This window comes from Plantactinospora sp. CA-294935 (assembly GCF_050936445.1).
In the GTDB taxonomy this organism is placed as follows: Bacteria; Actinomycetota; Actinomycetes; order Mycobacteriales; family Micromonosporaceae; genus Plantactinospora.
This window is the reverse complement of record NZ_JBNJMU010000001.1, coordinates 8,687,207-8,709,777: the sequence shown is the minus strand read 5'-3', so window position 1 is coordinate 8,709,777 and position 22,571 is coordinate 8,687,207. Positions and strand designations below refer to the sequence as shown.

The window sequence follows — 22,571 nt, the reverse complement described above, 5'->3', positions numbered from 1 at the left end:
CACGACCCAGCTACCTACGACGCTGCGTCGAAAGACCGGCAGCGAGTCGAGACCGGGGAGCATCTGTGCGAACGACGACGACCGAACTGCACACCTCCACGTTCCAGGCGTCGCCGCTCCAGCAAGGGCTGTGGAAGCGATTGTCGGCCGGCGGTCCGGCGACCGCCGTACAGTGCCGACTGCTGGTGGACCCGGCGGTGGAGCCCGCCCGGCTGGCCACCGCACTCGACGAGGTGGTGCGGCGACACGAGGCGTTGCGCACCACCCTGGTCGAGGCGGTCGGCGGGGTGGCCCAGGTGATCCATCCGACCGGGCCGGCACTGGCGACGGTCTCCGTCGACGAGTCCGGCGACGTGCCGGCCCGGCAGCGCTACCGGCGCGAGCGCGAGGGGCTGGACCCGATCGCCGGCCCCACCTTCCGGGCCCTGCTGGTCACCACCCCCGCCGGTCCGGCCGAGCTGGTGCTGACCGCGCACCCGGCTGTCGCGGACCGTGAGGCGCTGCGCCTGGTGGCCCGGGAGCTGGTCCACCGGTACGCCGAGCCCGGTAACCCGGCCGACCCGCCCCCGCTGCAGTACGCCGACTTCGCCGCCTGGCACCACGACATCCTGACCGGTGACGAGGGTGCCGGAGAACGCCGCGCCTGGGCCGGTCACCTCGCCGAGCTGGCCCCCGCCGCCCCGCCGTCGGCCGCCCCGCCGGGAGCCGGGCCGGACGAGACCCGCGTGCTCACCTGGCACCTCGACGCCGGCATGCTGGCCGCGCTCGACAGCCTCGCCGCGTCCTGGGCGGTCTCCGTGCGGCACCTCCTCGGCGGGCTCTGCGCCGTGGTCGGCGGCCGGTTCCAGGCCGGTTCCGAGGTCGTCGTCGAGCTGGCGGACCCGGCCCGGCACCAGCCGGCGACCCGGCAGGCGGTCGGCCCGTTCGCCCGGACCGTGCCGGTGCGCTGCGACATCCGGGCCGAAGCTCCGCTGGTGGACGTGGTACGGCAGCTCGCCGAGGCCGGGCAGCGCTGGGCCGAGCGGATCGACTACCTCGATCCGGGCCGTACGGCCGCGCCCGCGGGCCAGCCCAGAATCGGGTTCGAGTACGACGACGCCCCGGCCCCGATGGACGGTGCCGATCTCACGTTCCGGGTCGTCGCCGAATCCACCCTGGCCGACGCGGCCGACCCGGCACTGCCCGTCAGGCTCTCCTGCCGGCGCCGGGACGACCGGCTGGAGATCCGGCTCGGATACCGGACGGCCGCACTGCCGGCCAACGCCGCCGCGGCGTTCGGCGAGTGTCTGCTGGCCGCGCTCTCGGCCGCGGTGGACCGCCCCGAGCCGCTGGTCGGCCAGCTTCGAGTGCTTCCCGACGAGCAGCGCCACCGGATCCTGGCACGCGGCCGGGGCGAGGTGGTCGGGATCCCCGACACGCCGGTGCACGAGTCGATCGCCGCCCAGGCGTCGCGCACCCCGGACGCGGTCGCGGTGGCGGTGGGGGACGCCGAGCTGACCTACCGGGAGCTGGACGAACGCGCCGACCGGCTCGCCGGGTTGCTCGGCGACCTCGGCGTGGCCCCCGGCGACCACGTGGTGATCAGCCTGGACCGCTCCGCCGAACTGCTGGTCGCGGTACTCGGGGTGCTCAAGGCGGGCGCGGTGTTCGTGCCGGTCGACCCGGCGTACCCGCGCGAGCGGCTGGCGTACGTGCTGTCGGACACCGGTGCGCAGGCGCTGATCGGCTCCGCCGCGCACCGTGCCGCAAACGGCTCCGGTGCCGTACCGGCCCGGCACGTCCTGCTGCTCGACGAGGATCTGCCGCTGGTGGCGGCCCGGCCGGCGGCGCCCCGGGTGCGCGTCGGGCCGGACGACCCGGCCTACGTGCTCTACACCTCCGGCACGACCGGAGTGCCCAACGGCGTCCTGGTCGCGCACGGCGGCCTCGCCAACTATCTGCACTGGTGCGCCGACAGCTACGACATGTCGGCCGGCACCGGAGTGCTGACCCACTCGTCGATCAGCTTCGACTTCACCCTGACCACGCTGCTCGGTCCGCTGCTCACCGGGCAGCGGGTGGTGATGCTGCCCGGTGGCACCGGCATCGCCGGGCTGGCCGCGGTGCTCCGCTCGGCCCGGGACCTGACGCTGGTCAAGCTGACCCCGACCCACCTCGACGCGCTCGGCCAACTGCTGACCGTCGACGAACTGACCGGCGCGGTCCGGACCCTGGTCGTCGGCGGCGAGGCGCTGGACGCCCGGGCCGTCGCCGCGTTCCGCGCCGCCGGGGTGCGGGTGGTCAACGAGTACGGGCCGACGGAGACCGTGGTCGGCAGCGTCGCGTACACCCTGGAGGACGACTCTCCGCGCACCGGGCCGGTGCCGGTCGGGCGGCCGATCGCGAACACCGTCGTCTACCTGCTCGGCCCTGACGACGCCGCGCTGGTCCCCGACGGCGCGGTCGGCGAGGTCTACCTCGGGGGCGCCGGGGTGGCCATCGGCTACCTGCACCGTCCCGAACTCACCGCCCGGCGCTTCGGGCCCGAGCCGGACTTCGGCACCGGCGGGCGGATGTACCGCACCGGCGACCTGGCGCGGTGGCTGCCCGACGGCAACCTGGGCTATCTCGGGCGGGTCGACGAGCAGGTCAAGATCCAGGGCGTCCGGGTGGAGCCGGCGGAGGTCGAGGCCGTGCTGCTCGACTGTGCCGGCGTGGCCCGGGCGGCGGTGGTGGTCCGGCGGGACGAGGATCCGGGCAACTCCTCGCCGCTGGCCGGCACGCCGACCCTGGTGGCGTACGTGGTGCCGGAGCGGACCGGTGACGGGGCGCGGCTCGACGCCGCCGCGCTGGACCGGCACTGCCGGCACCGGTTGCCGGAACAACTGGTCCCCCGGGCGTTCGTCACGCTCGACGCGCTGCCCATGACGGTCAACGGCAAGCTGGACCGGGCCGCGCTGCCCAAGCCGGACGTGCGGCTGCGCCGCCAGGCCGACCTGGTGCCGCCGCGTACCGAGGCGGAGGAGATCCTGGCCGGGGCCATCGCCCAGGTGCTCGGCCTCGACGCGGTCGGCATCGACGACAACTACTTCGTGCTCGGCGGCGACTCCATCCGCAGCGTCATGGTGACCAGCCGGGCCCAGGCTCGGGGCGTGGACGTGACAGTGGCCGACCTGCACGCCCACCCCACGGTGCGGGACTGTGCCGAATACCTCCGGGCGCGGTCCGAGGGTGAGCCGGCACCGACCACCCGGCCGTTCTCGCTGATCTCCGCCGAGGACCGGGCACGGGTACCCGAGGACGTCGAGGACGCCTTCCCGCTGAACCTCCTCCAGGAAGGCATGATCTTCCACCGGGACTTCGCCGCCAAGTCGGCGGTCTACCACGCCATCGCCTCGATCCGGCTGCGGGCGCCGTACGACCACGACGTGATGCGGATGACCGTGACGCAGCTCGTGGAACGGCACCCGATGCTGCGTACGTCGTTCGACATGACCACGTTCAGCCAGCCGATGCAACTGGTGCATGCCCGGTTCGAGTCGCCACTGCACCTGGAGGACCTGCGGGAACTGCCGCTGCCGCAGCGCGAGGAGCGGGTCCGCCGATGGATCGACGGCGAGAAGGCCCGCGGCTTCGAACTGCACGAGTACCCGCTGATCCGGTTCATGGTGCAGCGGTTGACCGACGAGGAGTGGCAGTTCACGTACGGCTTCCACCACGAGATCGTGGACGGCTGGAGCGAGGCGTTGATGATCGCCGAGCTGTTCAGCCACTACTTCTCGACCATCTACGACGAGCCGATCGCGTTGCGGGCGCCCAGCTCGACGATGCGGGACGCGGTGGCGCTGGAGCTGGCGGCGCTGCGGGACCGGAGCAACTACGAGTTCTGGGAGCGCTACCTGGCGGACGCCACGATGATGCGGCTGCCACGGTTCGACGGGACGCCGGTCGCCGACAAGGGCGCCCGGGAGATCGTCCGGATCGAGGTGCCGGTGCCGGTCGAACTCTCCGACCGGCTCAAGCAGGTGGCACTGACCAGCGCGATGCCGATGAAGAACGTGCTGATGGCGGCGCACCTCGCGGTGATGTCCGCCTACGGCGGGCACGCCGACACGCTCACCTACACCGTCGGCAACGGGCGGCCGGAGAGTGCCGACGGCAGCTCGGCGATCGGGCTCTTCGTGAACAGTCTGGCGCTGCGGGTGCGTACCACCGGCGGCACCTGGCGGGAGCTGATGGCGGCCGGGCTGGAGTCCGAGCGGGCGTCGATGCCGTACCGCCGGCTGCCGATGGCCGAGCTGAAACGGCACCAGGGCAACGAGCCGTTGGCCGAGACGCTCTTCTTCTTCACCAACTACCACGTCTTCGGGGTGCTCGACCGGTGGACCGACCGTGGGGTCAGCCACGTCGCGACCGATCTCTACGGCGAGTCCACCTTCCCGTTCTGCGCCATCTTCCGCCTGAACCGGGAGACGGGCCACCTGGAGGTCCGGCTCGAGTACGACAGCCTGCAGTTCTCCACCGAGCTGATGGACGGCGTGCGGGACAGTTACGCCGAGGCGTTGACGGCGCTGGCGGCCGACCCCGACTCGCGGTACGACACCCGCTCGTTCGCCCCGCCCCGGGACCAGGCGCGGCTGCGCGAGGTCTGCTGGGGCCCGGCCGGCACCGCGGACGGGCGCCGCCTGCACGACCTCGTCGACGAGCAGGCGCGGCGGAGGCCCGACGCACCGGCGGTGTGGCACGACGGCGCGGTCGTGACCTATCGGGAACTCGTCCGCCGGGCGAACCGGCTCGCCCACCTGCTGCGGGCCGGCGGAGCCGGGCCGGAACGCGTCGTCGGTGTGCTCGCCGAACGCTCGATCGAGCAGATCGTCGCGCTGCTGGCCGTGCTGAAGTCCGGCGGCGCTTACCTGCCGTTGGATCCGGTGCAGCCGGACGAGCGGATCCGGGCGGTCCTCGACGACGCCGGCTGCGACCTGCTGCTCGCCCAGGAACGGCTGGCCGGGCGGGCTCCGGCCGGAGTGCGGGTCGTGGCCGTGGATCCGGCGCTGTCGGTGGCGGCCGGATATCCGGGTACGGCGCCGAGCTGCACGGTCGGGCCGGACAACCCCGCCTACGTCATCTACACCTCCGGCTCCACCGGCCAGCCGAAGGGCGTCGTGGTGGCGCACCGGAACGTCGTCGCCGCCACCCTGGCCCGCCGGGTCGGCTATCCGGCGCCGGTCGGGCGCTACCTGCTGCTCTCCTCGTTCGCCTTCGACAGCTCGGTGGCCGGCATCTTCTGGACGCTGGCCGACGGCGGCACCCTGCTGCTGCCGCCCGAGGGGGCGCAGCGCGAGCCGGCGCACCTGCTCGACCTGATCCGCGCCGAACGCCCCAGCCACACCCTCGGCGTGCCGTCGCTGCTGAAGCTCCTGCTGGACCAGGCCACCCCGGGCCAGCTCGACTCGCTGCGGGTGGTCATCTCGGCCGGCGAGTCCTGCCCGGCCGAGCTGGCCCGGGGGTACGCCGAACGACTGCCCGGCCGCACGTTCGTCAACGAGTACGGGCCGACCGAGACCACGGTGTGGGCGACCGGGTGGTTCGGGGTGGGCGGCCTCGCCCCGACCGGGCTCCAGGCGCCCATCGGTCGGCCGGTGGCCGGCGCCCGTGTCGTACCGCTCAACCACCACCGCCAACTCGTCCCGGTCGGCGTCTCCGGGCAGCTCCACGTCGGCGGCGCCGGTGTGGCCCGGTGCTACCTCGGGCGTGCCGCCGAGACGGCGGAGAAGTTCCTGCCGGACCCGTTCGCCGACCGTCCCGGCGCCCGCTGCTACGCCACCGGCGACATCGGCCGGGTGCTGCCCTCGGGCGACCTGGAGTTCCAGGGCCGCACCGACCACCAGATCAAGATCCAGGGTTTCCGGGTGGAGCTGGGCGGGATCGAGGCGCTGCTGGACGCCCATCCGGCGATCCAGCGCTCCATCGTGCTCGCCCGGGGCGAGGGTGTGAACGAGCGGGTCCTCGTCGCGTACCTGCTGCCGGAGCCGGGGCAGGCGGTCGAGCCGGACGAGGTGCGACAGTACGTCCGGGACCGGCTGCCCCGCTACCTGGTGCCGGCCGCGGTGGTGATCCTCGAATCGCTGCCGCTGACCCCGACCGGCAAGGTGGACCGGGCCGCGTTGCCGCCGCCCAGTGCCGCACAGCTCGCCGGCACCCCGCGCTACACCGCGCCCCGTACCGACGTGGAACGGACGCTCGCCGCGATCTGGTGCAAGGTGTTGCAGCTCGACCGGGTCGGCGTGCACGACCGGTTCTTCGACATCGGCGGCGAGTCGTTGCGGGCGATGCAGGTGATCGCCGAGACCAACAAGGTCTTCCGGATCGGGCTGTCGGTGCGCCGGCTCTTCGACGCGCCCACCATCGGGGAACTCGCCGCCGAGGTCGGTGCCGCCCGCTCCGCTGACGGGCCGGCCGGGGGAGCCGCTGACGGGTCGGCCGGGGGAGCCGCCGACGGGCCGGAGCCGCGTGCCGCCGAGCCGGCCGGGAGCGCCGGATGAGTGTGCCGGTCGACGAGCCCGGCGACGGGGACCGGTCACTGCCGCTCACCCCGGGGCAGCGCGGGCTGTGGTTCCTGCACCAGATCCAACCCCGGGATCCGGCGTACAACAGTTGCACCGCGATCGAACTGACCGGCCCGCTCCAGCCGGCGGCGCTGCATGCGGCCGTCCGGTACGTCGGCCTGCGGCATGACACCCTCCGGACGGCGTTCGTCGAGGTCGACGGCGAGCCCCGGCAGGTGGTCGCCACCGAACCGCCGCCGCTGCACCTGGTGGACCTCGGCGTACTGCCGCCGCCGGTTCGGGATGCCGAACTGGACCGGCTGCTCCGCCGTCTCGCCGCGCAGCCGTTCGACCTGCGCGCCGGTCCACCGGTGCGGTGGGTACTGGTCCGGTGCGCCGTACGGCGGCACGTGCTGGTGCTCGACGTGCACCACATCGCCTTCGACCGCGACTCCCTGGTGACCGTCTGCCGGGACCTCGCCGAGTCCTACCCCGGGTACGCCGCCGGGCGACCCGGCCCGGACCGGGCCCCCCGGCACGGCGACGTACGGGCGGTCGCCCGGGCCTGGGCGCCGCAGGGCGACAGTGCGGCGGGGCTGCGGTACTGGCGCGCGACGCTGGCCGATCCGGGCCCACCGATCCGGCTCTTCGCGCCGCCCGGGGCCGCCGCAGCCCGGGACGCCGGCCGGGGCCGTCCGGCGGCCGCGGTGCGGTACGGGACGCGGCACCGCCGGGACGACCTCGGGGATCTGGCGGCGGTCTGCGCGGCGGAGAACGCCACCCCGTTCATGGCCCTGCTGGCCCTGCTGGCCTGCCTGGTCCACCGCTACACCGGGCAGCGCGACGTGCCGGTCGGCGCGCCGGTGGCCCTGCCGACCGAGCGGGTCGACGTGGTCGGACTGCTGGTCAACGTGCTGCCGCTGCGACTGCGCCTGGACGGGCGGATGTCGTTCCGGTCGGTGCTCCGGCAGGCCCGCGAAGTCCTGCTCGACGCCTTCGACCATCGCGAGATCCCGCTCCCGCACATCGTGCGGGCCGTCGGCGGCCCACGGTCGGCGGACGAGGCACCGCTGTTCCAGGTGCTGCTCGCCTACCAGCGGGCAGCCGTGCCGCCCCGGCTGCCCGGGCTGCGCAGCGCGGTCCGGCCGATTCCCGCCGCGGCGCCGAAATACCAGCTCACGGTGACCGCCACCGAATCGGCTGAGGGACTCGCCCTGGACCTGGAGGCGGACGACCGGCACACCACCCCCGTCGACCTCGCCGCCTGCGGTCGCCATCTGGACGCATTGATCCGGGCCGCCGGCCGGCACCCGGACGCACCGGTCGACCGGCTCGAACTGCTCGACGCGGACGAGCGCCTGGCGGCACTGCGGGCCGCGGTGGGGCCGTCGGTGCCGCGCCCCGACCCGGCGAGCCTGTCGGCCCTGGTCTGCACCGCCGCCCGGGACAACCCGGACGCGATCGCCGTGCTGGCCGTGGACGCGAACGGCGACCGCCGCCAGCTCAGCTACGCCATGCTGTGCCGCGCGGCGGCCACCCTGGCCGGGCGGCTCGGTCGGCACGGCCCGCTGGACGACCGGCCGGTCGCCGTACTCCAGCGGCGTGGCGTCGGCATGCCGGTCAGCTACCTGGCGGTGCTGCTGGCCGGTGGGGCGATCCTGCCGCTGGACCCGGACGACCCCGACGCGCGACTGGCCCGGCTGCTCGCCGACAGCCGGGCGGCCCTGGTCATCGCGGACGAGCAGTCCCGGGACCGGGCCGGGCGGTTCGGCCTGCCGACGATTGCCGTGGCGGAGTTCCTGACGCCACCGGGCAGCGGCGCGGCCGGCGTACCCCGAGCGCGGCGCAGCACCCACCCGGAGCAGTCCGCGTACGTGCTCTTCACCTCCGGGTCCACCGGCGAGCCCAAGGGGGTCGCGGTGCCGCACCGGGGCATCGTGAACCGGGTCCGCTGGATGCAGGAGACGCTTCCACTGACGCCGGGGGAGCGGGTGCTGTTCAAGACCTCGATCTCGTTCGACGTCTCGGTGCCCGAGCTGTTCTGGCCGCTCAGTGCCGGAGGATGCCTGGTCGTCGCCGAGCCGGGGGGCGAGCGGGACCCCGGCTATCTGCTCGGGACGATCCGCGCCGAGCGCGTCGCGTACACCCATTTCGTACCGTCGATGCTGGCACCCTTCCTCGCCGAGGCGGAGTCGCGGGGTGCCGACCTGCCGGCGCTGCGGTTGGTGGCCTGTAGTGGCGAGGCGCTGCCGGACGAGCTGAGCCAGCGGGCCGGCGCGCTGCTCGACGCCGAGGTGCACAACCTGTACGGGCCGACCGAGGCGTCCGTCGAGGTGCTGCACTGGCGCTGCGACCCGTCCGGCCGGTACCCGGTGGCACTCGGCCGGCCGATCGCCAACACCGAGTGTCACCTGCTCGACGAGCGCCTCCGCCCGGTTCCCCGGGCCGCCGTGGCCGAGTTGCACCTGGGCGGGGAGTGCGTGGCCCGGGGATACCTGCACCGGCCGGGGATGACCGCCGCCAGCTTCCTGCCCGCCCCCTCGGGCGGCCCGGGGCGCCGGCTCTACCGCACCGGCGACTTCGGCTACCGCGACCCGGACGGGGTCGTGCACCTGGTCGGCCGCCAGGACCGGCAGGTCAAGATCCTGGGCCGCCGGGTCGAACCGGGCGAGGTCAGCGAGGCGTTCCGCCGGCAGAGCGGGATAGTCGACGCCGCCGTCGTGCTCCGGGGCAACCAGTTGGCGGCGTTCGTCGTACCGGACGGGGGCGCGGCACCGGACCGGGCCGAACTGCTGGCCGGGGTACGCGCGGAACTGCCGGCCCAGCTGGTGCCGGCGTTCGTGGAGTTCCTGCCCCGGCTGCCGGTGACCCAGAACGGCAAGGCCGACCTGCGCGAGCTGGGCCGGCTGGCGGCGGAACTCACACCCCGGCCGATCGTGGGTACGGCTCCGCGTACCGAACTGGAGCGGCGGCTCGCCACCGTCTGGTGCGCGGTGCTCGGCGTGCCGGAGGTCGACGTACACGACGGTTTCTTCGACGCCGGCGGCGACTCGCTGGCGCTGCTCCGGCTGCACCGCCGGCTGGTCGCCGAGGTGTCACCCGAGCTGACCGTCCGGGAGCTCTTCCACTTCCCCACCGTGGCCGCCCTGGCCGAGCACCTGGCCGACGGCGCGGCCAGCCGGGTGACCGCACGGGCCAGCGCGGCCCGGGCCGTCGCCCGCGCCGAGCGCCGCCGGCTGGCCGTCGCCGCCGCCCGGCCGGCCCGCTTTGCCGGACCGGGGCGAGGAGGTGCGGAGCATGGCTGAACCGAACGCCCCACCGGAGGTCGAGCCGGTTGCGATCGTCTCGCTGGCCGGTCGCTTCCCCGGCGCGGAGAGCGTCGCGGACTTCTGGGCGAACATCCAGGCCGGCATCGAGTCGATCAGCCGGTTCCACGGACCGGACCTGCTCCCCGCCGGCCACGACCCGGCGCACGTGCTGGATCCCCGCTTCGTCGGCGCGGAGGGGATACTCGCCGATCCGGCCCGGTTCGACGCCGCCTTCTTCGGCTACTCGCCGCACGAGGCGGGCGTGATGGACCCGCAGCACCGGGCCTGCCTGGAGGTGGCCTGGGAGGCGTTCGACGCGGTCGGCTACGACCCGGCCCGGCTGGACGTGCCGACCGGGGTCTTCCTCTCCACCGGACTCAGCGCCTATCTGGTCCGCAACCTGCTCGGCGGCGGTCCGGCGCAGCGGCGGGCCCGGCAACGGCAGGACGGCATGTACCTGCTGATGCACAACGACAAGGACTTCGCCGCGACCACGGTCTCGTACCGGCTGGGCCTGACCGGGCCGAGCTACGCGGTCGGTTCGGCCTGCTCCTCGTCGCTGGTCGCGGTGCATCTGGCCGTACGGAGTCTGCTCGGCTACGAGTGCGACCTGGCGCTGGCCGGTGGCGCGTTCGTGCAGGTGCCGCACGGCCAGGGCTACGTACACACCGACGACGGCATCTACTCCGGGCGGGGCCGCTGTGCCCCGTTCGACGCCGACGCGGACGGTACGGTCGGCGGCAGCGGCGTGGGCATGGTGCTGCTGAAGCGGCTGTCGGACGCGCGCCGCGACGGTGACCACGTGCACGCGCTGATCCTCGGCTCGGCGGTGAACAACGACGGCGCGACCAAGGTCGGCTACACCGCACCCAGCGCGGCCGGGCAGACCGAGGTGGTCGTCGAGGCGCAGGCGGTGGCCGGCGTCCCCGCCGACTCGATCGGATACCTGGAGGCGCACGGCACCGGCACCCGGCTGGGTGATCCGATCGAGGTGGCCGCACTCACCGAGGCGTTCCGGGCCGGCACCGAGCGCCGGCAGTTCTGTGCGCTCGGCTCGGTGAAGGGCAACGTCGGCCACCTGGACGCGGCGGCGGGCGTGACCGGGCTGATCAAGGCGGCGCTGGTGGTACGCGACGGGGTCGTCCCGGCCAGCCCCAACTTCCACCGGCCGAATCCGGAGATCGACTTCGCGACCAGCCCGTTCACGGTGCCGACCCGTACCCGGCCCTGGGGCGGCGCCCCGGGACCACGCCGGGCCGGGGTCAGCTCGTTCGGCATCGGCGGCACGAACGCGCACGCCGTACTCGAAGAGCCGCCCCCGCCGCCGCCCCGGTCCCGCACGCTCCGGGGCGAGCAGGCACTGCTCCTCTCGGCCAACTCACCGGACATCCTGGCCGACACGGCCCGGCGGCTCGCCGCCCTGCTGCGCGCACGGTCGGAACCCGACCTCGCCGACGTGGCGGCCACCCTGGCTGCCCGGCGCGGCCTGCCGTACCGGTTCGCCGCCGTCGGCCGGGACCCGGCGGAGCTGGCCCGGCGGCTGGACGAGGTGTCCGGGGCGGAGCGGGCGGTGTCCGGCCGGCCGGTGGTGTTCGCGTTCCCGGGTCAGGGCGGTTCGCCGGTCGGTACCGCCGCGTCGCTCGGTGCCGCCGAGCCGGAGTTCCGCAGACACCTGGACGAGTGCGCACGGCTGCTGGCCGGACACGGCTACGACCTGGCGGCGGCGCTGCGCCGGCCCCCGGCCGGGGAGCGGCCCTGGCCCACCTCGGTAGCGCAGCCGGCGCTCTACGCCGTCCAGTACTCCCTGGCCCGCACGCTGCTGGGCTGGGGGATCGAGCCGGCGGCGATGGTCGGGCACAGCGCCGGTGAGTACGCGGCCGCGACCCTGGCCGGCGTGATGTCGCTGTCCGACGCGCTTGCCCTGGTCGTGGTCCGTGCGCGGTTGTGTGAAGCGCTTCGACCCGGCCGGATGGTGGCGGTGTCGCTCGCCGCCACCGAACTGGTACCGCTGCTCCCGGACGGGGCCGAGACGGCCGCTGTCAACGCGCCGGACCGTTGCGTCGTCGCCGGGCCGGAGGCCGCCGTGCGAACCCTGACGGCGCGGCTCGACGAGCTGGCCGTGCCCTGGCGACCGCTGGCGGTGGACCGGGCCTTCCACACCGCCGCCGTCGACCCGGCGATCGAGCCGTTCCGCGACGCGCTCTCCGGTGTGCGGCTGCGCCCGCCGAACCGGCGGTACGTGTCGAGCCTCACCGGCGACTGGGTGGTGGCCGACCAGGTGTGCCGGCCGGAGTACTGGTTGGCGCAGCTTCGCCGGCCGGTACGCTTCGCCGACGCCCTGGGCCGGTGCCTGGAACTGGGCCCGGTCGCCGTCGTCGAGACCGGCCCGCCGATCGGCCTGGCCGGCCTGGCCCGCCGGCACCCGAGGTTCGGCCCCGACCACCGGGTGGTCCGGGCCATGCCAACCGCGCCGACCGACGGTGAGGCCGCGTCCGGTGACCGGGCGACGGAACCGGGCGGTGAGGCCGCGTCCGGTGACCGGGCGACCGAACCGGTGCCGGTGGCCGGACCGGATCTCGTGTCGCTGGCGTCGCCGGTCGCCGAGCTGTGGGCCGCGGGTTGCCCGGTGGACTGGGCCGAGTTCCACGCACCGCAGACGCCACGCCGGGTGCCGCTGCCGGGCGGACGGCTGGACCGGCGGCGACACTGGGTCGAGCCACCGGCCGAACCGGTACCGTTCCCGTCGCTGCCCGAGCTGGCCGCCGGGACCCGGGCCGAGCTGGCCACCGCCGAGCCGCCGGCCGCGATCGACGACCACCCCGGGCTGCGCGCCGGACTCGACCGCTTCTGTGCCGAGCTGACCCTCTGGTACCTCGCTGCCGGTGGCGTGGATACCCGCCCCGGCCAGCGGCACACCGTCGCCGGGATACGGCGCCGGCTCGGTGTGCTGCCGCAGTTCCGACGGCTCGTCGACCACCTGCTGGGCCTGCTCGCCCGGCAGGGCGTGCTGGCGCGGAACGGCCCGGAGGTCACCTTCCGGCCGCCGCCGGAACTCGGCGCCGTCGACCGCTCCACCGTCGACGCCTCGGCGGCCCGGCTGGCGGCCGAGCATCCCGGCTTCGCCGGCCTCGTCGAACTGCTGCGGCACTGTGTGACGGGTTATCCCCGGGGTCTCACCGAGCCGGGCGAGGCCCTCCGGCTGCTCTATCCGGACGGCCGGGCCGACCTGCTCAGGACGGCGCTGACCGAACGGACCGTCGAACACCGCGCGATCGGTGGCCTGGTCGCGACCGCCGGGACCCTGCTGGACCGGCTCGCGGACCGACTGGACCGACCGATCCGGGTACTGGAGGTGGGTGCCGGGGAAGGGGCCCTCACCCGGGCCATGGCCACCCGTCTCGGTCCGGACCGGCTCGTCTACCACGCCTCGGACATCTCCCGCTCGTTCACCGACGGCCTCGCCGCCGAGGCCCGCCGCCGGGGTCTGGCCGGCTTCCGGGCCCGGCTGTTCGACATCGACCGGGACCCGGCGGAGCAGGGCCTCGCCGGGCATCGCTACGACCTGGTCTGCGGCCTGGACGTGGTACACGCGACCCCCGACGTCCGGCGCAGCCTCAGCCACCTGCGATCGCTGCTCGCACCCGGGGGGATCCTCGCGCTGATCGAGACCACCGCGGCTGACCCGTGGCTCCCGCTCATCTGGGGCCTCGCGGCCGACTGGTGGACCTACACCGACGACCGGCGGGACGGACCGCTGCTCGACGCCGACCGCTGGCGGGACCTGCTTGCCGGGGAGGGCTTCCAGGCGACCGAGGTGGTGGTGCCGGAACGCGGGCCGCGTGACGCCGCGCTGCTCCTCGGGCAGCAGGCGGGCCGGGCGACGGACGGACCGGCGACCGACCCGGCCCCTGTGCCCGGCCCGGGCGGCTGGCCCGCCAAGCGCGCCGACCTGGCCACCTGGTGCTACCAGCCGGGCTGGCGACAGGTCCCGCCCGTCCGTCCGCAGCCCCCGGCGGAGCGGGGCGGTTGCCTGCTGCTCTCGGACGGACCGCTGGGCACCGAGGTGGCCCGCCTGCTGACCCGGCGGGGAGTTCCGGTGCTGCGGGCGGTCCGCGCGGCACCCGGTCCGCCCGGCGCGCGGGTGCTGGATCCGGGCGCCGAACAGCGGTACCACGACCTGGTCCGCGAACTGGCCGAGGCCGGCAGCCCGGTACGGCTCGTCGTCCATCTCTGGGCGTTGGAGGAGTCGACCGCCCGGGGCGCGGCCGCCGGGTCGGCCACCATCGGCGAAGCCGAGGCGTACGGCCTGCACTGCCTGCTCCGACTGGCCCGGGCGTTGGGCGGGCAGCAGGACCACCGGCCGGTACGGATGGTCGCGGTGACCACGGGGACGCAGGACGTACTCGGGGACGACTGCGTCCATCCGGAGCACGCCACGGTCGCCTCGGCGGTGAAGGTGATCCCCCGGGAGTATCCCTGGATCGCCTGCACCGCTCTGGACCTGCCGTCGGCGGTGCCGTCCTCGGACGTCCTCGCCGCCGAGGACCCGACCCGGGACGATCCGTCCGAGGCGGCCGGTCGGATCGTCGACGAACTGCTCGGCGCGCGGGAGTCGACAGTGGTGGCGTACCGGGGACGGCGCCGCTTCGCCCCCGACTACCAGCCGTACCCGCTGGACGTACCGCCGGCCGGTCCGGCCCTGGCGCCCCGCCCCGACGGCACGTACCTGGTCTGCGGCGGTCTCGGTGGCATCGGTTCCGCCCTGGCGGACTGGCTGGGCCGGTCAGGCGGGTCGGTGGTGCTCACCGCCCGGCGGCCGGTGCCGCCAGAGTCGGAGTGGGAGTCGTACCGGTCGGCGGCCGCCGACCCGACGGGCCGGCTGGTCCGCCGGCTGCTGGCGCTGCGCGCCGGCGGGGCCGAGGTGCTGGTGTGCCAGGCCGACCTGACCGACCCGGCCCGGATGCGTGACGTCGTGGCCCGGGCGGAACAGCGGTTCGGCCCGCTGACCGGCGTCGTGCACGCGGCCGGTGTCCCGGACACCGCGGGCATGATCCAGCGCCGGAGCACGGCCGACACCGACGCGGCGACCGCCGCGAAGACCCGGGGTGCGCTGGTGCTGGACGAGGTGCTCGGCGACCGTCCGCTGGACTTCTTCGTGCTCTGCTCGTCCATCGGCAGCGTGCTGCACAAACTGAAGTTCGGTGAGGTCGGCTACGTCGCCGGCAACGACTTCCTGAACGCCTTCGCCGAGTACCGGTCCGCCCGCCGCCCCGGCCGGACCGTCGCGATCGCCTGGAGCGACTGGCTGGACGAGGGCATGTGGGCGGAGGCCCAGCGCCGGCTCGGGCAGCGGTACGCCGCCGGAAGCCCGGATCCGGCGGCCGGGTTCGGCCCCGCCGACGACCTGCTCGGTGGGATCACCCGCTCGGAGGGGACCGAGGTGTTCGCCCGGATTCTGGCGCACGGGCCGGTCCCGCGCGCGGTGGTCTCCACACAGGACCTTGCCGAGCTGCTCGTCCGGCACGAGGCGTTCAGCACCGCCGACCACCTCGCCGCCGTCAACCGGCTCCGGGTGAGCCCCGGCGCGGCCCGCGACGGCGGGAACGGCGACGGCGGGACCGGCGGCAGCGGGAAGGGTCGGCCCGGTCCGGCGACCCCGGTACAGCGCACCCTCGCCGGGTTCTGGTCGACGCTGCTCGGCGTGGCGCACGTGGCACCCACCGACGACTTCTTCGAGTTGGGCGGCGACTCACTGCTCGCACTACGGCTGCTCTCGATGCTGCGCGCCGAGTACGGCGTCGAACTCTCCGTCGCCCGGGTGTTCGACAACCCGACCCTCGCCGGGCTGGCGGAGCTGCTGGAGCGGTCCCGGCCGCCGCTCGCCACCGGTCGCGAGGAGGTGGTGCTGTGACTGCCGGACCGATCGACGAACTCCTGTCGGACCTGCGCCGCCGGCAGGTGACGTTGGTGCCCGAGGGCGACGAACTGCGCTGCACCGCCCCGCCCGGAGTGCTCACCGAGGAACTCGTCACCGAGCTGCGGGCCCGCAAACCCGAGCTGCTCGCGGCGTTGCGGGCCGGTGCCGGCATACCCCGGCTCGACGCGCCGCCGACGGTGCTGTCGTACGCCCAGGAGCGGTTGTGGTTGCAGGCGGTGCTGCGGCCGGGCGACAACGCGTACAACCTGCCGATCCGGGTGGAGCTGGCCGGACCACTGCGGCCGGCGGCGCTGCGGCTGGCGCTCTCCGAGGTGCTGCGCCGGCACGAGGTACTGCGGACCCGCTACCGCACCCGGCGGGGTCGGCCGTATCCGGTGGTCGAGTCCGTGGCCGGCGCGGTGCTGCCACTGGTCGACCTCGGCGCGCTGCCCGAGGACGTCCGGCAGCGGGCGCTGGCCGAACTCACCGTCGCCGAGGCCCGGCGCCCGTTCGACCTGGCCGCCGGGCCGGTGCTGCGGGCCCTGCTGGTCCGGCTCGGCGGGGACCGACACGTCCTGCTGGTCACCCGGCACCACATCGCCAGCGACGGCTGGTCGCTCGGGGTGCTGTTCGGTGAACTGAGCGAGGTCTACACCGCGCTGCTCGGCGGCGTACCGCACCGACTGCCCGAACTGCCGATCCAGTACGCCGACTTCGCCGCGTGGCAGCGGGCGCCGGCCCACCGGTCGGTCCAGGACGCGGCACTACGGCGCTGGACACGGCGGCTGGACGGGGCCCGGTTCGGTCTCGACCTGCTGGCGTCGGCCGCGCCCGACACGACGGCGGTGCCGGTCCGGACGGCCCGGTTGACGCTGGCCGGACCGGCCGTGCACCGGCTCACCGAGACGGCACGGCAGCGGCGTACGACCCTCTTCACCGTGCTGCTCAGTGGCTTCGCCTGGGCGCTGCACGCCGTCGGCGGGCAGTCCGAGATCGTGGTCGGTACCGCCGTCGCCGCACGGGGACGACTCGAACTGGAACCGCTGATCGGTCCCTTCGCGACGATGCTGCCGCTGCGGCTCGGACTGGGCGGGCGGCCGAGCTTCGGCGAACTGGTCGAGCGGGTACACGAGGTCGTACGGGCGGCCCTGGACGACCAGGAGGTGCCGACCGAGCGGCTTGTCGAGGCGCTCCGGCCGGAACGTACGCTCAGCGACAACCCGCTCTTCGCGGTGGCCTTCACCCTGCAGAACACCCCGGCACCCCGGATCCGGCTGCCGGAGCTGCACGTCACGGTGGCGCCGTCGACGCCGGTGATGCCCAAGTTCGCGCTGGCCCTGACCGCGACCCCGACCGACGACGGCCTCGACCTGGAGCTGGAGTACGACCCTGGGCGACTGGCGCCCGCGCTGGCGGCCCGGATCGTCGAGTTGACCGCGACGGTGCTCACCGACGCCCCCGCCCGGCCCGCCCTGCCGGCGCCGACCAGCCCGGGACGGTCGCCCGAGAACGCCGCCGTTCCGGCGTCCCCCGGTGGTGCGGTGCCGCCCGCTGCGCTCGCCGGTCTGGAGTCGGCCGGTTCGGAGTCGGCCGGTCTGGAGTCGGCCGGTTCGGAGTCGGCCGGTCTGGAGTCGGCCGGTTCGGAGTCCGCCGATCTGGAGTCCGCCGACGGCACGACGTCGGGCGCCGCGCGCGCCGGGACGGGGACCGGTGCCGGGGCGCAGACCCCCGGGTCCGGCGCCGGCCCGGCTGTGCCGGGCTGTCTGCACCGGCTCGTCGCGCGGGTCGCCGCCCGGCAACCGGACGCGATCGCCGTCACCTGCCGGGGCGACCAGCTCAGCTACCGCGCCCTGGACGTCCGCGCCGGCCGGCTGGCCCGGGCACTGCGGGCCCGGGGCGTCGGGCCCGAGTCCCTCGTCGGCCTCTGCCTGGAACCGTCGCTCGACCTGGTCGTCGCGGCGCTCGCCATCGTCAAGGCCGGTGCCGGCTACGTTCCGATCGACCCGGGCGAGCCCGCCGAGCGGCGCAACCGGATCTGCACCGACGCCGGGATACGCGTCGCGGTGACCCGACCCGGCCTGCTCGGACCCGACGTCGACCAGCTACCCGCCGCCGAGCCGGCCCGCTGGACAGCCCCGGCGCCGCCCCGGCCCGGTCCACCGGTCAGCCCGGCCAACGTCGCCTACGCCATCTTCACCTCCGGCAGCACCGGAGTGCCCAAGGCGGTCGTCGTCACCCACGCCAACCTCACCGGCGTGCTCGCCGGAGTCCGTTCGGCGCTGCCGGCGTCCGCGGCGGCGCGGACCTGGTCCATGACCCACGCACCGACCTTCGACGTCGCCGTCTTCGAGATGTGGAGCGCACTCACCGCCGGGGACCGGCTCGTCGTCGCCCCGGCCGGCAGCGCGCGTACCCCGGACGAGCTGTGGCGGTACCTCGTCGCCGAGCGGGTGACGGTGCTCAGCCAGACCCCGGCCGCCTTCGGCCAGCTCGCCCCGGTCGCGCTGGCCGCGGGCGCGACCGGCGGACTGCACGCCGTGCTGCTCGCCGGGGAGAACTGCGACGTCGGCCAGTTCGCCGGCTGGTTCACCGCGACCGCACCGGACCGGCCGGTGCTGGCGAATCTGTACGGGATCACCGAGACGACCGTGCACGCCACGTTCCGCCGGCTCGACCCGTCGGACGTCGCGGCGGCGGACCGGCCGGGCGGCGCGCCGGGCAGCCCGATCGGCCGGCCGCTGCCCGGCCAGTCGGTGCGGGTCGGCGACCACCGGGGGGAGCCGCTGCCGGAGGGCGGCAGTGGGGAACTCTTCGTCGGGGGCGTCGGGCTCGCCCGGGGCTACCACCGGCGCCCGGGGCTGACCGCCGACCGCTTCGTCCCGGCCGGCCCGGGTGCGGCACCCGGGGCCCGGCACTACCGCTCCGGCGACCGCGGCCGGCAACTGCCCGGTGGCGAGCTGCGCTATCTGGGGCGGATCGACGACCAGGTGAAGCTGCGGGGCTACCGGATCGAGCCGGGTGAGATCGAGGCCGCCCTGACCACCCATCCCGGGGTACGGGCGGCAACCGTGGTGCTGTCCGGCTCCGCCCGGCGTACCCACCTGACCGGGTACGTCGTGCCGGACGCCGACGGCCATGACCTCGACGAGCCGGGCCTGCGGCGGTACCTGGCGGAGCGGCTTCCCCGGTACATGGTGCCGGCCCGGCTGGTGCTGCTCGACGCGCTGCCGCTGACCCGGCACGGCAAGGTCGACCGGGCCGAACTGGCCGGACGTGCGCTGCCCGCGCCGGAGGGGACCGGGCGGGACCGCCCCGGCACCGAGACCGAGCGGATCCTCGCGACGATCCTGGCCGAACTGCTCGGATTCCCCTCGGCCGACGTGATCGGGGTCCGGGACAACCTCTTCGACCTGGGCGGCGACTCCCTGCTGGTGACCCAGTTCCACGCCCGGATCGTCGAGACGTTCCGGGTGGACACCCCGGTCCGCCGGATCTACCAGGCGCTGGACATCGCCTCCCTGGCGGCGACGGTGGACGAGCTGGTGGCGCGGCGGGAGGACGAGGCGATCCGCAGCGCACTCGCCGAGGTGACCGGAACGGCCGAGGAGGACGCATGGGGCCGTCGATAGCAGCCGACCGGACGATCGTACGGATCGCCCGGGAGCACGCCGTCGGCACACCGGAGCGGCCGGCGTACGTCTTCCTGCCCGACGGCGAGACGGAACGCGACCGGTGCAGCTTCGCCGAACTCGACGTACGGTCCCGGGCCATCGCGGCGGTACTCCGGCAGCGCCGGCTCGCGGGTGAGCGGGTCCTGATCGCGTACCCGTCGGGCCTGGCGTACGTGCAGGCGTTCCTCGGCTGCCTGTACGCCGGTGCCGTCGCGGTGCCCTGCGACGCGCCCGGTGCCGGGCCGGGCCGGACCCGGTTGCGAACCATCCGCGCCGACTGCGCTCCGGCCGCCGTGCTGGCACCGCCGTCGCAGACCGAACCGGCCGAGCTGGCCGGGCTGCCCGCGATCGACGTCACCGCCGTGCCCGACGAGGCTGCCGAGGACTGGACCGACCCCGGCACGGACCTGGACGACCTGGCGTTCCTCCAGTACACCTCGGGATCCACCCGCACTCCCCGGGGGGTGATGGTCAGCCACCGCAACATCGTCGAGAACGAGCGGCTGATCGCCGCCGCCTGTGGCCACGACCGGGACTCGGCCTTCGTCGGCTGGCAGCCGCTCTTCCACGACATGGGCCTGGTAGCCAACATCATGCAGCCGCTCTTCCTCGGGTCGCTCTCGGTACTCATGCCGCCGATGGCCTTCCTGCAACGGCCGGTGCGCTGGCTGCGGGCGGTGTCCCGGTACCGGGCGCACACCAGTGGTGGCCCCAACTTCGCGTACGACCTCTGCGTCGCGAACAGCACCGAGGAGGATCGGGCCGGGTTGGACCTGCGGTCCTGGCGGGTCGCGTTCAACGCCGCCGAACCGGTACGCGCGGAGTCACTGCGCCGGTTCGCCGAGACGTTCGGCCGGTACGGCTTCGCCGAGGAGGCGCACTTTCCCTGCTTCGGGCTCGCCGAGGCGACGCTGCTGGTCACCGGACCGCCCCGCGACGAGCCGCCCCGGGTCCGGCAGGCGGACGCCGGGCGGCTCCGGGCCGGCGTGGTCGCCCCCGCCGCCGGTCCGGCCGTCCCGCTGGTGGCCTGCGGACGGCCCGGGCTGCGGACCGAGATCCGGATCGTGGATCCGGCGACCGGGCAGCCCTGCCCGGACGGCGCGGTCGGCGAGATCTGGGTCGCCGGCGGCGGGGTGGCCCAGGGCTACTGGGCGGCGCCGGCCGAATCGGCGGCGACCTTCGGCGCCCGGCTGGCCGGATCCGCTGCCCGCTACCTGCGTACCGGCGACCTCGGCTGTCTGCTCGACGGCGAGCTGTACGTGACCGGCCGGCACAAGGACATGCTCGTGGTGCACGGCCAGAACCACTACCCGCAGGATCTTGAGCAGACTGTCGAACGCGCCCATCCGGCGGTCCGGCCGGCCAGCGTGGTGGCCTTCGCCGTCGACTCCGACGGCGCCGAGCGGCTGGTGCTCTGCTGCGAGCTGCGCGGCTACGGTGACCGGGCCGACCCGGCCGCGATAGCCGGCGCGGTGCGGGCGCGGGTACTGCGGGAACACGGCATCGCGCCGCACACGCTGGTGCTGCTGCGCCGGGGCGGTACTCCGAAGACGACCAGCGGAAAGGTACGCCGGCAGGCCTGCCGGGACGCGTACCGGTCGGGCGGGTTGCCGGTCTACCGCAAGATCGCGCTGGACCGGCCGGCCACGCTGGCCGCGCTGCCCGGAGCGGAGGAACTGCGTCGACTGGGCCGGCCGGCGGCGACCGAGCGGCTGGCGGAGGCACTGCTCGACGCGGTCGTCGGCCGGCTCGGGTCCGATCCGCCCACCGCCGCCCCGCACCCCGGCCGGCCGCTGGTGGAGCTGGGCGTCAACTCGCTGGTCGCCCTGGAGCTGCGGCACGCCGTCCGGCGCGGATACGCGGTGGATCCCGGGCTGACCTGGCTGCTCGACGCCGCCACCGCCGAGGACCTGGCGGGGTGGATCGTGGCCGAGTTGGCGGAGGTGCGCTCCGGGCCGGACGACGACCCGCCGCCGGCCGGACTGGACGACCCGCCGCCGGCCGGACTGGACGACACGCCGCCGGCCGGGCCGGACGACCTGCCGCCGGCCGGACCGGGCGACGCGCCGCCGGCCGGACCGGTGGCCGAGAACCGCTCGTCGGGTGGCGTGCCCGTGGACGTCACCGACCCGGCCACCCCGCAGTGGCTCCCGCTCACCCGGCGGCAGCAGGCGATCTGGTTCGAGCAGCAACTCGCGCCGACCGCCGCCGCGTACCACCTGGCCCGGGCGCTGACCATCACCGGCGTACCGGCGGAGCGGCTCGACCGGGCGGTGACCCGGCTGGTCCGTCGCCATCCGGCGCTGCGTACCCGGTTCGCGCTGCGCGACGGAGAACCGCGCTGCGCCGTCGTCCCGGCCGGACCGGCGCTGCTCCGGGCGGACGCCACGGCGCTGCCCGAGGAGCGGTTCGAGGCCCGGCTGGCGGCGGAGGCGGAACGACCGTTCGAGCTGACCGAGGAGTTGCCGGTCCGGTTGACCCTGTTCCGCCGCGGCCCGGCCGAGCAGGTGCTGCTGGTGGTCGCGCACCATCTGGTGGCCGACTTCTGGTCGATGGTGCTGGTGGTCCGGGACCTCGTCGACGGCTGTGCCGAGGACGGCCCGGAGCTGGCCACCGCACCGGTCGGGACAGGGCAGGCCCGGCAGTTGGCGGCCGAGCGCGCGCTGACCGCCGCCGCCCGCTATCCCGAGCGCCGGCGGTACTGGCTGCGGACCCTGGCCGAGGCACCCTCCGGGCTGGACCTGCCGACCGACCGCCCAGCCCCCTCCGGGCTGGACCTGCCGACCGACCGCCCAGCCCCCGCCGGGACGATCCCGGCCGGAGTCGGCTTCGCCGGCGGCACGCACGAGTTCCGGTTGCCCGCCGAACTGACCGCCCGGCTGCGGGCACTCTCGGCGGCGCACCGGTCGACCCTGTTCAGCACCCTGCTCGCGGGATACCGGTTGATGCTGCACCGGTTCACCGGCCAACCGGACGCGGTCCTCGGTACGCTGCTGGCCGCCCGGGACGCCCCGGAACTCGCCGACACCGTGGGCTACCTGGTGAACCTCGTACCGCTGCGGTCGCGCTACCGGGCTGCCCAGCCGTTCACCGGGTTCCTCCGGGACACCGCCCGGCTGCTCCGGGAGGCCGTGGAGCACGGCGACTATCC

At 75.0% G+C, this 22,571-nt stretch carries 5 protein-coding genes (1 of these 5 cut by a window edge); all 5 read left to right on the top strand.

The features are described from left to right. Positions 1–65 precede the first annotated feature (65 nt). Tightly spaced (each overlapping or abutting the next), the 5 genes in view from ACQEVC_RS38030 to ACQEVC_RS38010 form a layout consistent with a single transcriptional unit that may run on beyond the window. Complete coding sequence (locus ACQEVC_RS38030) at positions 66–6,521, top strand: amino acid adenylation domain-containing protein (protein ID WP_432888098.1); 6,456 nt, start codon at positions 66–68, stop codon at positions 6,519–6,521. After that, complete coding sequence (locus ACQEVC_RS38025) at positions 6,518–9,829, top strand: non-ribosomal peptide synthetase (protein WP_432888096.1); 3,312 nt, start codon at positions 6,518–6,520, stop codon at positions 9,827–9,829. Before ACQEVC_RS38030 ends, ACQEVC_RS38025 begins: the two co-directional genes overlap by 4 nt. Beyond that, positions 9,822–15,743 carry an SDR family NAD(P)-dependent oxidoreductase gene (locus ACQEVC_RS38020; protein WP_432888094.1) on the top strand — a complete coding sequence of 1,974 codons (5,922 nt, stop codon included), beginning with the start codon at positions 9,822–9,824 and terminating at the stop codon, positions 15,741–15,743. The genes ACQEVC_RS38025 and ACQEVC_RS38020 overlap by 8 nt, the downstream gene beginning before the upstream one ends. Continuing rightward, positions 15,740–19,378 carry an amino acid adenylation domain-containing protein gene (locus ACQEVC_RS38015; RefSeq protein WP_432888092.1) on the top strand — a complete coding sequence of 1,213 codons (3,639 nt, stop codon included), beginning with the start codon at positions 15,740–15,742 and terminating at the stop codon, positions 19,376–19,378. Before ACQEVC_RS38020 ends, ACQEVC_RS38015 begins: the two co-directional genes overlap by 4 nt. Beyond that, a protein-coding gene (locus tag ACQEVC_RS38010; protein ID WP_432888090.1) for an amino acid adenylation domain-containing protein crosses the window boundary here: on the top strand, positions 19,363–22,571 show its 5' portion. 3,688 nt of this gene lie beyond the right edge of the window; only the first 3,209 of its 6,897 coding nucleotides appear in the window; the start codon lies at positions 19,363–19,365; its stop codon lies beyond the right edge, outside the window. Before ACQEVC_RS38015 ends, ACQEVC_RS38010 begins: the two co-directional genes overlap by 16 nt.